The following is a 12128-nucleotide window of genomic DNA, read 5'->3' on the forward strand; positions in this document are numbered from 1 at the left end:
CCGCCGGACGCATTCTCCGGCCGTCAAGGCGAGGGTGGCTGTTCGCCGTCAGGGCCTGTGAGACAAATTGAATGGTTTTGTGGAGGGAGGATTTCTGGTTCATCGTAGCCACCAGGAGCGTAGATGAAGCAGAAATCCGGACCGGGCAAAGCGCCGGCAGAACAGGTACTGAAAGACATTCGGCGGCAGACCCGCCGGCACTATTCGGCGGAAGAGAAGATCCGCATCGTGTTGGAAGGATTGCGCGGCGAGGAGAACATCTCCGAGCTGTGTCGCCGCGAGGGCATTGCCGCCTCGATGTATTACGGCTGGTCCAAGGAGTTCCTCGAGGCCGGTAAGCGTCGCCTGGCGCCGTCATCGGACGAATACGTTGATCTTGGCTCTTCAGTCCCACAAAGTGCATCGTCGGCCGCGTCGCAGCCTCCGCGATCCCCTCAGCGGCGGCGGCGGCGGCGGCGGCGGCGGCAGGATATATTGTGATGTAAACGTCGCCTCGGTTTTTGAGCCGCAACTTCCGGACTTGGGCGAAGCCCAAGGCTCGCGCGGAGCGCGAGCCGGAAGTTGCGGCTCAAAAACCGAGGCGACGTTTACATCACACATGCTGGCCCCCATTCGCTATCTCTAACGGTTCGCTTATGAAAAGGGCCATTATTCTGTTCGCTTGCCTAAGAAGCCACTTAACATTTCGCGATGCTGGAAGGTTATGATTCTTCCGGCATTTAAAGCCCCTCATCATTCTAGCTACCATCACAACCGCTCGCTCTTCCATCACACCAACGCAGAATTCAACATCTCGGTCTCACCATGTCGTGGGCTCCTCTCAAATTGACACACACCGATTCATCAAATGTCACTGTCTAAAATCCGGTCCAATAGGAATGCCCCCAATCGCCAGCACAGGCCACTCTCGCTAATAAAACTCTGATCCCGTTTGGCTCTACTCACAAGCCCAATTACCTTCGCCTTGATCTCATTTCCAGTTTCTTCTCTCTCGATGTCGTGGGACGCTGGCGATCCGGTCATTGCTGACGATTTTACCTCGCTGGAGGCCGCCATCGCCGACCGCTGGGAATCATACGAAAGCCATCTTGGGTACCGTGTTCAACTCACGTACTTCTATATGAGTGAGGCGGATGCACGTTCATGTGTCCTGATTGGCAGCCTTACCGCCGCCGCTACCAAGCTGAAATCGGATACGCATCCGGCTGAGGCGCCGGAGATTTGCATTGATAATGGGTATAGCTGGTTCATTGCCATCGCCAGCGGCTCGTCCGAGAGTAACATCGACGTTGTGTCTTGGGGGCGCGCGATACGGGAGGACGACGAGGACGAGGACGACAACAACAACGAAGACAACAACAACAACAACAACAACGACGACGACAACGACGACGAGGAGTGATCAAGTCGCCGTCCGGCCTGGCATTAGGTGGTGTTGTGTTTCGTCTGTCGATTGTCTTATACTTTGTAGCTCGCTACGCCTATCATCCTTCACGGCGGCGGGTTTTCTGTATTTGAACTATCAAATGAAATAAGTCAGGCAATTATTAGTACGACTGCTGCTCCGTCGTAGCAGCCTTTTCTTTTAATCTCCGTCTTTGCGGTCAATTATCGCGTATGAACATGTAAATGAGCGCCCTCCCAATACGAACATACAAATGCATGCATGTACAAACACAGAAAGGCGGCACAACCAATGAAACTCAAATTCTGCGTTCTTCGGGCAATCGCATAACCACTCTCGACACATCCATAATAAACTTGCGACTAACAATAACACTCAACATACAACCCCGACGACCTCCACCCGCAACATCAGCCTCCACGAGCAAGGTTTTCGGCGTCAATCGGTGCAATGCTTTCCCGACACGATGGCCTCGTTCACAGACCCCGTGGACAAATCAGGTCTTGGACTGCCCAGCGTGTTCGAACCGCCCCTCGAGCTTCCAGAAGGAGGGCGAGGCCTAATGCTGGGCAGCAGTGGCAGCGGTGGCAGGATATATAGCTTTGTCGCCTTTCTGTGTTTGTGCAGGCGTGCGTTGGTATTGTCGCTCGTTAGAAATTTAATGGAGTATGGGGACGTTCAGCCAGATGGTCGCCCTGCTCGGCAGGGAGAGCGCGGCCCCACACAACGTGGCGGGGGCGCCTTTTTTTGCATCGTATCGTACTGAATATTATTCATGGAGAGATGGTGTGACACTCATAGTGAGCAGGGTAACCAGATTTGACCTTGAACGGCCGGCCTCCATGAGGCGACAGGTCGTGATCATCGTCAGCATGATGGCGGCACGGTCGGCCCCACGCTGGCTGCCAGCGAAGGTCCAGTTGCGTCGCCCCAAAGCGATGCCTCTCAATGCGCGTTCAGCGCAATTGTTAAAGGGCATGATGTTTTCAGCGCTCAAACCCGGTGGAGAGGACTGGTCGTCCGGACTAGTCTGGCGAAGCCGGGATAGGGGCGCTGGAGCACGAAACGGTGGCAGGCCGCCATGACCATGAGCTGTGAGCTCGCTTTGTTACTTGGCCGCCCCCTACGACTTGCCCGGCTGCGCTGCGAGCGCGGATCCGTAGATGTCGTGCAAGCCACTGGCTCCTGAGACAAAGGAGAACCAAGCATGCAAATCGTCGGCATGGACATCCACCGATCGTTCGCCCAGGTGGCGATCCTGGAGGACGGAACAATAATCCGACAGCTCCGCGTAGATCTCGTCCACGATCGGCTTGTCGCCTTTGCCAAGACACTCAGCCTCGAGGATGAGGTGGTCATCGAGGTGACGGGCAACAGCGCGGCGGTCGAACGTATTCTGCGCCCGCACGTTAAGCGCGTCGCGGTCGCCAATCCGAGGCTCGTTCGGGCGATTGCCTATGCGCGAGTCAAAACGGACAAGGTCGATGCTGGGACCCTGGCAAAGTTGCATGCTGCCGGCTTCTTGCCGGAGGTCTGGGTTGCTGACGAGGATACCTACAGCCGCCGGCGCCAGATGGCCGAGCGCGCTGGCGTCTTGGCGCAGATCATCCGGATTAAAGGACGCATGAAGGCTATCCTGCATGCCAACCTCATCCCGCCCTACAAAGGCTATCTCTTCGGCAAGCGCGGACAGCATTGGCTGGACAGTCTGCCTCTTCCATCGGAGGAGCGTGCAATGCTCCGGCGTCTGATCGTGGAACTCGAACGCGTGACGAAGCAACTGTCGGAGATCGACAAAGTCGTGGCCCAACAGGCTCTGGACGATCCACGGGCTCTTAAGCTGATGACGATCCCCGGCGTGAGTTCGGTTGTCGCATCGAGTGTACTGGCCTCCATCGGCGACATCGCACGCTTCCCGTCGCCGGATAAGCTCAGCAGCTATTTCGGATTGACTCCGCGGGTTCGGCAGTCAGGCGAGCACCCGGCACGGCATGGCCGGATCTCGAAGCAGGGCAACCGTGACGCCCGCAAGATGCTGGTTGAGGCGGCGTGGTCAGCCAAGACGGCGCCGGGTCCGTTGCGAGCATTCTTCAACCGCACGCAGAAAAAGCACGGGGCGGGGGTCGCAGCCGTCGCGACGGCCCGCAAGCTCGCAGTCATGATCTGGCACGTCCTGACGACCGGGAAGGACTACGCTTACGCGCGGCCAGCGTTCACGGCGATGAAACTCCGGAAGGTGGCTCTGAAGGCTGGGGCTCCCCGTGCCTACGGCAAGGCTGGCCCGGGCCGGGACTATTGGATCAAGGAAATCCGCGAACGGGAAGCTGGTTACGTCGCACGCGTCGAGCAGGCCTACGAACGCATGGTGGCTGCCTGGAAGGAAAAACCAAAAAAAGTTGCCACGAACTGAAGGTAAGGACTTCTCAACACCATCCGTCGTCAGGCAGATTCTACCGTCGTCGAGGAAGCGGGCGAAGTCGTCCCAGCGGCTGAGCAGTCGAGTAGCGGAGAAGAATTTCACCTCTCCGCCCTCACGAATCCGGACATGAAACTCGCGCTTCATCCGGCTTCTATCATCCAGCCGCGGGTCGAATGCCGGCCGTCCACAGGTACATCAGCTTCGGCTCTCGTTTTGCGAGACGTCCGAGCCAGTGTACTGCTGCGGTCTTTCGGCGTTTGAACCTCTTATATTTCCGCATCACCCATCGCGTGAGCGTCTCGTTGACATGGCGAAGGACGTTGACGCACTCCGTGCGGTAGTATCGCCCGTAGTAGTTCAGCCATCCCCTCGCCACAGGATCGATCAGCTTGGCAAGGTCTTTCAGCTCCTGGTTATTCCGTGTCGATGCTATCCGCCATTCGCGGATAGTCTGCCGGATTCCCTTGGCTGCCTTGCGGCTGATGGCCGGCACGAAGCTAACAAACTTCTTACCGCTCCTGTTGCGGGCTTTTCGCGGCCGGAAGGTATACCCGAGGAAATCGAACGTGATTTGCTCATATCCTCCGCTCCGATTGTTGTCCTTGCAGTAGACGATCCGGGTTTTCTCCGGGTGGAGTTCTAGACCGCATTCGGCAAGACGTTCTCGGATCGCTTCCAATACGGCTTTGGCCTCCTCCTCACTCCTGCAATGGACGATCGCATCATCGGCGAATCTTTCGAAACACAGATGTGAGAAGGTCCGCTGCATCCATGCATCGAAACAGTAATGCATGAAGAGATTGGAGAGCACGGGCGAGACAACGGAGCCCTGAGGGGTTCCCCGTGTTCGCTCGTCACGGGCTCCGTCTTTCCGTTCCACGGGAGCTTGCAGCCACCGCTTGACGTAGAGACGAGCCCAGCCCAATTCCACATGGTGGGCTACAGCTTTTTCCATCAGGTCCCATGGAATCGTATCGAAGAATGACTTGATGTCCAGGTCTATGACCCAATCGAATTTCCAGCAGCGCTCGCGCGCCTTCCCCACTGCGTCGAGCGCAGACCGTCGGGGTCGATAGCCGTAGGAGTCGGGGTGGAAGATTGGCTCCACTTCCTTTTCTATGACCATCTTTGCGACCGTCTGGGCAACGCGGTCTCCGACGGCGGGAATGCCGAGTTTCCTGACACTCTTGCCGTCAGATTTGGGGATTTCCACGAGACGAACGGGCGGTGGAAAATACGTCCCCGACGACATGCGATTCCAGACCTTGTAGAGATTCCTCTTCAGATCCTTTTCGAACGCCGCGATAGAGACGCCATCCACGCCCGCAGCTCCTTGGTTTGCTTTGACCTGTTGCCAGGCTTGCCAAACAAGGTGTTTGGAAATGTCATACGGCTTTGCCTCGGACATCAGCTCCTCCCCTTTTCGGGTTGGCTGTCGTCGTTGGCCAGATGATCGGGTCCCTTCGCTCTACCCGCATTACCGGGCTTCATCACTACTGCGAACCCGTCCGCCCCTGCGCCGTGCATCGGTACTCTCCCCTCAGCGGTGCTGCCGCCTTCAGGTTCTCCCTTGTCATCACGACGCAGGTTCCCACGTTCCACGCAAGAGCCTGCCATCAGGATCGCGCCGCCTTTACACCGGTTGCCACCTGGCCAAAATACAGGCCCTTGCCAGATTTGGTCCCAAGGGAACTACAAGCCCTTGGTTTCGACAACATCTGATCCAATTTTCGATGCTTCATCGGCGGTTCGTTTCCACTCGCCTTCCTGAGGCTTACCTGACGGGCATGTCGCCCGCTTTTTCCAACAACGCTCACCACCTCGGCCATTGTGCCGACGCAGCTTGTGGTGGTTTGGACCCTGATCCTGTAATCCGAGTCCGGAGGGCCAACCCCCATCTCTCGCGCAGCAAGGCTACTCGAAGTTTGGGTTACATTTTCATGTTCTCCCTCGTTCCTTCGCCTTCGTGGCGCACTGTAGTTCATTGGCTTCAGGACCTCGGAAGAACGCGAGAGGGTTTCGCGCTCGCGCAGCAGCCAGGCGTGCAGTTCGTCGAACAACGGCTTGCTCCTTTCCTGGCGCACGGCACGCCGCTCGGCGGCTGTCATGCCGTTGATCCCACGTTCGATCTCGAACAAGGCGTCGAGCCGTTTGACGGCCTCCAGCGCGATCGGGGAGATCGGCTTGCCCTTTCCGCCGTCCCGGGCATTCTTCTCGATGTCGGCCAGCTCGAAGAACCCCCTGCGGGCATGGGCCATGCAGAAGGCGGGCGTGAGCGGCCGGTCCTTCCGCCGCTCGTCGAACAACGGATTGAGACCGCTGTAACAGTCAGCCTGAAGGATGCCCTGGTACCCAACCAGGTGTTTCTGGGGATGTTAGAGCTGGCCCCGGTTGTTTGGACAGCGCCCCGCGAAAATTAAGTGGATTCCTGCCGGGTTATGCTGAAGGCGGGGCTTTACGATTTTGCTGTGGCGTCGGGAGGGCGTAAGCCCGACCAGAGCCGCAGCAAAATCGTTGGCGACGATCATGCGGCCGTCACCATCGTTTGCGCGCCGAAGTAAGCCTCGTCGGGCGTGCGTTCGTCAAGGCTCGAGTGAGGACGTCCTCGGTTGTAGAACGCCAGATATTTGGAAATCGATGCTCGCGCCTCGAGCACGCTGTCGTAAGCACGCAGATAGACTTCCTCGTATTTGACAGTGCGCCACAGCCGCTCGACGAACACGTTGTCGCGCCAGGCACCCTTGCCGTCCATGCTGATGGCGATGTTCGCGTCCAGCAGCACGCCGGTGAAGTCGAGGCTGGTGAACTGGCTACCCTGATCCGTGTTGAAGATCTCGGGCCTGCCGTGCTTCGCCAACGCCTCCTGGAGCGCTTCGACGCAGAATATCGTCTCCATCGTGATCGATACGCGATGGACCAACACCCGTCGGCTGAACACATCGACGACCGCCGCGAGGTAGACGAATCCACGTCGCATCGGAATGTAGCTGATGTCCATTGCCCAGACCTGGTTCGGCCGCTCGATCTTCAATCCGCGCAATAGGTACGGGTAGATCTTGTGGCCCGGTGCGGGCTTGCTCGTGTTCGGACGGCGATAGATCGCCTCGATCCCCATGCGCTTCATCAGCGTCGCGACGTGGCGGCGGCCAATCTGCATGCCCTCACGCTGCAACAGCGATCGCAGCATGCGCGCCCCTGCGAAGGGATAATCGAGGTGCAGCTCATCGAGCCGGCGCATCAAGACAAGGTCCTCGGCCGAAACCGGCCGAGGTTCATAGTAAACCGTACTGCGGGCAAGGTTCAGGACCTTCGCCTGGCGCACGACAGACAGATCATGGTCGCGGTCGATCATCGCTTTGCGCTCAGCAGGCCCGCCTTGGTGAGCGCGCCGGACAAAAAATCGTTCTCCAACGCAAGCTCGCCGATCTTGGCATGTAACGCCTTCAAATCGACCGGCGCCTCGGCCGGTCCGTTGTCCTGCCCAAACACTCCGGCGGCGCCTTCCAGGAGTTGGGTCTTCCAGGTCGTGATCTGGTTCGGATGGACATCAAACAATTGCGCCAGCTCGGCCAACGTCTTCTCCCCCTTCACGGCCGCCAAAGCCACCTTTGCCTTGAATGCCGGAGAATGCGTCCGGCGACTCCTCTTCGTCATCTTCGCTCCTGATTCGCGGCAAGAAGCCTCGCCGCTCTCAGGCAGAAAATCCACTCAAGCTACTGTCCGAATTTGCGGAGCCAGCTCTGTACGCGCCACACATCGTCGGCCGAAACGACGATACAAAAAGCGCATTCGCATGCCCTCGAAGCTCGATCCCCATTTCTCGACGATCGAGAATTGGCTCGCTGTCGAACCGCAGCTCACTGCGCTGGCCATCGTACGCAGGCTCATCACCATCGATCCTTCGTTTAGCGACAAGCAGCATTCAATCGTTCAACGCCGGCTTCGGTCCTTCCGGCGGAAGGTGGCGGAAACGATCATCGTATCCATGCCGCTGGAGGAAATACGGGCCGGGGCTGTGGACGGCGCTGCGTGTAATGATCACTCCGCCCCGTCCACAGCCCCTCCACCGAGTTCGCCGCAGCTTCGAGATCGGTCTGCGGAGCTCGCAGACCTTCATCCCGGATAACATTCCTTCCTGAGGCAATACGCGGGGTCCCAGTCCAATGCCGATTGACACCCGGCACTGGATCATTTTTGTCGATCGGGGTTGACACCGTGCCCGCGATTATATGTCAAACGCCATCCGGAACTGAGGGGGCAGTTTTCCATGGCGCGCGACAATTATAGAACGGAGGACTCACGACGATGCCTTTTCTTGGGCGGAGCGGAGACTATGCCGACTTCACTTAGACCGGGGCAATGACGATTTAATAAGAGTGGGGCAGTAGGGTCATGGTCGGGCGAACGGCAAATAGATTTGCAAAACGCCGCGCCTGCCACGGCGGCGTCCCACATGGACAATGAGGTCAATCGTCTTTTTCGCGTAGTTGACGATCGAACTATGGGACATCTGCACCCCTGATCGGATGACCATGAAGGCTAGCCGGTCGAACGCAAGTTCAGGACTGTCGGCGTGGATAGTTGTTATCGCGCCTGGGTGTCCAGTATTGATCGCCTCAAGAAAATCATAAGCCTCGACACCGCGAATTTCGCCCAGAACGATGCGGTCAGGGCGCATTCGCAGACAGCTTTCCAAGAGCTTTGACGGACTCCGAGCGGAGTTTGCCGTGCGATCGGCAATTAAGCCAACCTGGTTCTTGTGCGGTGGAGAAAGCTCCGGTGCATCCTCGATGGTAATGATTCGTTCGTCGGAGTGCGACATCGCCAGCAAAGCGCGTGCCACCGTCGTCTTCCCTGACGATGTGCCACCCGAAACCAAAACGTTAAATTTCTCCTCAATTGCCAGTCGGAAGAGAGCCTGCAGGTTGCCGGTTTGAGCCATATCGGCCGCTGTCCTATGGCGCTCCTGCCGGAGGGCGTCCACCGAGATCTGCTCGCCTTCGACGAATTGGATATGGGAAACGTCCAAAGTCCGCGCCGGGTATTTGCGGATCGACAGGGACACGCCGTACTCAACCGCAGGTTCGACAACCACTTGGACGCGCTGGGGGTTGCCCCAAACGTTAACCCGGCCTGACACGATCGGATGAAGTACCCCAAGAGTGTTGCGGGCCTCTCCCGCTAGCTGCACTCCGAGCCGCTTGATGGCGTTGGCCCCTAACGCCACATTGATCTGGTGCATGTGTAACGATCCGGCCTCTTCGACGAAGATGGAATTGTCGGGGTTGATCACCACCTCATTGATACTATCGTTCGTGAGATATTCCTTCAGGGGGCTGAAATACTCCTCTATATAAGAGACGTCTGGGCTTGACCGGAAGTCATTCATCGAAGAACAAGGTCCCGATTCACGAAAATACGAACTTCCTCGCCTTGCGGGACACGCAAGAGTGGAGGAAGGGAGAGATACTCGTCAACGATAGGTCTGGCCTGCCCCCCGATGGTCGCTGCAGCGTCGGCCACGGCCTGGCCTGTAGCGTTCGAGCTGTCTGGCCAGGCACCTCCGCTATAGTACGGCGGACGATTTACATTCGATGACCTGTTGCTGCCGACGAGAGCGGGAATGGTCGATGACACTGCCGTGACCACGCTGAAGAGGAGACCCGCACCTATCTTCGCGCCATAACGGTTATCTACATTCCCTTCGGTACCAGCTCGACCGAGGAGGTCCACACCTGCGGAGCCAAGCTCGATCGATTTGGCGTCCGGAGTGATGGCCCGATTCCAAGCGATTAGCACTCGTCTTTGCTCGATTTGCACTTTATCGCCGACAGTGCCAATCAGGCTTGTTCCTGCGGGCAGCAGAACACGCGAGCCGTCGATCGCGAATACGGGCTCGAGGACATGAGCTCGGACATTTCCGGGCAATTCTGAATGGATAGCCGTTTCAAGTACCGCGGAGATGATGGTCCCCTGCACGATGGTATGCGATGGATCAGCGAGAACTCGTGACACCGAGGTCTTTACCTCCGAGCCGGACCCGTCCCACGGCCCTGACTCGTCAACGACTATGCCGTTGGATTGCCTTTGCTTGGCGCTTATTTCATCCAGCTCGCGGCGCCTCTCGGCCTCGCGCTGAGCGGAATTGCGCTCTTCTTCCAATCGTAGTGCCGCGGCCCGAAGACGTGCATTCTCGGCTTCTGCCCTTTCACGATCCTCTTTAAGCTTCAGCGATAGTTCTTTGTTATAAGCGTCCAGCAGTTTCTGGACATCCGCGAGCGAAACGTTCGCGCCATCGTGGTCCTGGGCGTTTAAGCCTACTTCATTTTTGCTGTCATGGACCTGCTTATCCATCGGACTGTCAGACTCAGTGGCCGTTTGCTTAGCTGGAGGAGCCTTGGGAACAGCAAAGTCAAGCGGCTGATGGGCTCTTGGCACGTCCTCGACCTTTAAATCGACTTGCGAAGCCTTTTGGCCGTCATCGCCACTCAGACCGATCACTTTCAAGACTTGCGTGGAGCTCATAGCAATGAACGCGCAGACGGCGCCGGCTAGAAGCGTGGTGGCGAAAACTGCCATCCAATTACTTCTGCGCTTAGAGTTGCTGATTTGCTTAGCGCGGCGTTTGTCCAACAGTCTGTTCCGCTCAGCGTCCGCTGGCGCCTCTGCTACAGCCTGTGCGGCATGGGGATCACGCCTATGGTCGGAGCCTCTCGGACCCATCGAACCGTCCCTCATTGAGGCGCCATGCCCACCGCGCTCGCCTTGGCGACGCACACCGTCTCATCGCCAATTCTCATTACCCAAAACTCGCTGATCCCGTCGACGACGATACGGTCGCCGTCAGTGCGAGAATTAACCAGCTTCTCCTGGCGATCGTGTCCTATCATAAATACCGCTGGCCGCGGCGCACCGCTAGGCAAAATAAACGTTGTCTGCAATGTATTGTCTGTTACGGCGAGCGGCCGGAACCGCGCATCGCCCGAGGCTGCGTACCCTTCATTTATAGGAAGACCCCTGCCCGCGCCTTCATGTAGCGCCTTGTTCTCATCGGGATAGGCGAAAGTTGTCCGGAACGCTTGATGCGCCCCCGCCTGCATACCCGCCTTAATTTCGCCGACCGTTCGCAGCTCAAAAGTGTAAATGCGTCGATCAGTGTAGACAGTCATGTTGGTTAGAGCTTTATCAATGATAGGCTTTACGCTCATCACATTTCCGACCTTCAGCTTGACCACTTCCCAGGATGCACTGTCGCCAACGAGAATAGATTCGATTATCTCGCCCTGTGCGAACTGGATAGCCGTGATGGACTTCAAGTAGAGATCGAGCTTGTAGACGTTGTTCTCGTCGTAAACATAGCGCTTGATACGCCAATCTGACGCAGCCGCTTTGGGGGATTGCTCCGCCTTCACCGCACTCAAGAATGCCATGAGGATAATCAAACAAAAGGAAAGAAGCCTAACCATCGCGCTTACATCGTTTTGCCAAATGTCTAGTCGGCAGTTTCCGCATCAATTCGGTAAGACGAGACGACGAAGCCCAGCGGATTCTTCCACACTGCCTCCAAAGCAACATTTATTTGCGGCTTGAACTGATATCCGGCAGTCACCACGAAACTGCGGCGGACGGCCTCGTGTCCCTTTTGCTCCCGGTACTTGACGATGCGGACCCGGGCCAAATCCGCTGCGTTGCGCTGGTCTGAAGGCATGAGGGAAATAGACTTAACTACGACCCTCACTCGCACGTCATCTCCATAGACTATGGGTGGATATTGCGAAGAACCCGAATGCCAAGTTTCTGCGAGGGTTTCCTGCGCGGAGCCTGACGAGCGTGCCATCACGTCAAGTATCCGAGTTTTGTTGTCCGCTGCATCATATGTCTCTCGGTCAACGACGTAGGAAACGAGTTCCGCCTGAAGCACGGCCTCCCGCTCCTGAAGCGTTGCTGGCTGGACTTGGACGAGTTTTTCGGCCTCGCCGGTTGTTTTGTCCACCAGAACCACATACGGCACGGTCTCCTTGATGGGCAGCACGGCAATAAGAACTCCCAAGGCCAGCAGACACGCGCCAATGGAACCGACCGCAACTTTCGCCCAATTGTTCCTTTGCACGCAAAGACTAAAAAAAATCTCGTCTTCGAATGAATGCTGGGTTGACTGTTTAGACATGCAGTTCCCTGGTCAGTAGCCACTCTCGGGTGTGACGCAGAGGATTGAGTTCGCAAAAACACGAGCCTGGTCTCAACCTAGATCGAACGATTTCCAACAATTTAGTACCAGCTGCTCATGTAATGTACCGCCCATCC

Annotated in this window: 8 protein-coding genes and 3 pseudogenes; 3 read left to right on the forward strand and 8 right to left on the reverse strand. The window is 57.3% G+C overall.

Annotated features, from left to right (window positions below; all coding sequences use genetic code 11):
- Nucleotides 1-123 precede the first annotated feature (123 nt).
- Nucleotides 124-378, forward strand: a pseudogene (locus NLM33_RS47810) (transposase); the annotation flags it as partial.
- Nucleotides 379-931: 553 nt separating this feature from the next.
- Complete coding sequence (locus NLM33_RS47815; RefSeq protein WP_254106469.1) at nucleotides 932-1402, forward strand: hypothetical protein; 471 nt, start codon at nucleotides 932-934, stop codon at nucleotides 1400-1402.
- A gap of 847 nt (nucleotides 1403-2249) precedes the next feature.
- Here NLM33_RS47815 and NLM33_RS47820 read toward each other — a convergent pair.
- Nucleotides 2250-2375, reverse strand: a pseudogene (locus tag NLM33_RS47820) (transposase); the annotation flags it as partial.
- A gap of 252 nt (nucleotides 2376-2627) precedes the next feature.
- Between NLM33_RS47820 and NLM33_RS47825 the strand changes: the two are divergent.
- Nucleotides 2628-3815 (forward strand): IS110 family transposase, encoded by a 1188-nt coding sequence (locus NLM33_RS47825; protein WP_254106575.1) that lies wholly within the window; start codon nucleotides 2628-2630, stop codon nucleotides 3813-3815.
- A gap of 163 nt (nucleotides 3816-3978) precedes the next feature.
- Here the strand turns inward: NLM33_RS47825 and ltrA are convergent, their stop codons facing one another.
- The 7 genes and pseudogenes from ltrA to NLM33_RS47860 all read right to left on the reverse strand — a co-directional run bounded on the left by ltrA (nucleotide 3979) and on the right by NLM33_RS47860 (nucleotide 11991).
- Complete coding sequence (gene ltrA, locus NLM33_RS47830; protein ID WP_254096825.1) at nucleotides 3979-5232, reverse strand: group II intron reverse transcriptase/maturase; 1254 nt, start codon at nucleotides 5230-5232, stop codon at nucleotides 3979-3981.
- A 556-nt stretch (nucleotides 5233-5788) separates the two neighbouring features.
- Nucleotides 5789-6199 (reverse strand): annotated as a pseudogene (locus NLM33_RS50115) (transposase); the annotation flags it as partial.
- Between the two features lie 149 nt (nucleotides 6200-6348).
- Nucleotides 6349-7478, reverse strand: a protein-coding gene (locus tag NLM33_RS47840) for an IS3 family transposase (RefSeq protein ID WP_254095161.1) whose coding sequence is annotated in 2 segments (ribosomal slippage) — nucleotides 6349-7226 and nucleotides 7226-7478 — 1131 coding nt in all. Because the reading frame shifts where the segments join, the coding sequence is not laid out codon by codon here.
- A gap of 736 nt (nucleotides 7479-8214) precedes the next feature.
- Nucleotides 8215-9213: a P-type DNA transfer ATPase VirB11 gene (gene virB11 / locus NLM33_RS47845; protein ID WP_254106470.1), complete on the reverse strand. Its 999-nt coding sequence runs from the start codon at nucleotides 9211-9213 to the stop codon at nucleotides 8215-8217.
- Nucleotides 9210-10403, reverse strand: a complete 1194-nt coding sequence (locus tag NLM33_RS47850) for a TrbI/VirB10 family protein (protein WP_254106471.1) — start codon at nucleotides 10401-10403, stop codon at nucleotides 9210-9212. Before NLM33_RS47850 ends, virB11 begins: the two co-directional genes overlap by 4 nt.
- A 155-nt stretch (nucleotides 10404-10558) precedes the next feature.
- Nucleotides 10559-11254 carry a TrbG/VirB9 family P-type conjugative transfer protein gene (locus NLM33_RS47855; protein ID WP_254106472.1) on the reverse strand — a complete coding sequence of 232 codons (696 nt, stop codon included), beginning with the start codon at nucleotides 11252-11254 and terminating at the stop codon, nucleotides 10559-10561.
- Between the two features lie 62 nt (nucleotides 11255-11316).
- Nucleotides 11317-11991 carry a virB8 family protein gene (locus tag NLM33_RS47860; RefSeq protein WP_254106473.1) on the reverse strand — a complete coding sequence of 225 codons (675 nt, stop codon included), beginning with the start codon at nucleotides 11989-11991 and terminating at the stop codon, nucleotides 11317-11319.
- Nucleotides 11992-12128 lie beyond the last annotated feature (137 nt).

The sequence above is a fragment of the Bradyrhizobium sp. CCGUVB1N3 genome (genome assembly GCF_024199925.1).
Taxonomy (GTDB): Bacteria; Pseudomonadota; Alphaproteobacteria; order Rhizobiales; family Xanthobacteraceae; genus Bradyrhizobium.

What these genes read in the sequence shown, in the direction of transcription:
- NLM33_RS47825 (WP_254106575.1), top strand. Translation starts at nt 2,628, where the DNA reads ATGGACATCCACCGATCGTTCGCCCAGGTGGCGATCCTGGAGGACGGA.
- ltrA (WP_254096825.1), bottom strand. Translation starts at nt 5,232, where the DNA reads ATGTCCGAGGCAAAGCCGTATGACATTTCCAAACACCTTGTTTGGCAA.
- virB11 (WP_254106470.1), bottom strand. Translation starts at nt 9,213, where the DNA reads ATGAATGACTTCCGGTCAAGCCCAGACGTCTCTTATATAGAGGAGTAT.
- NLM33_RS47850 (WP_254106471.1), bottom strand. Translation starts at nt 10,403, where the DNA reads ATGGCAGTTTTCGCCACCACGCTTCTAGCCGGCGCCGTCTGCGCGTTC.
- NLM33_RS47855 (WP_254106472.1), bottom strand. Translation starts at nt 11,254, where the DNA reads ATGGCATTCTTGAGTGCGGTGAAGGCGGAGCAATCCCCCAAAGCGGCT.
- NLM33_RS47860 (WP_254106473.1), bottom strand. Translation starts at nt 11,991, where the DNA reads ATGTCTAAACAGTCAACCCAGCATTCATTCGAAGACGAGATTTTTTTT.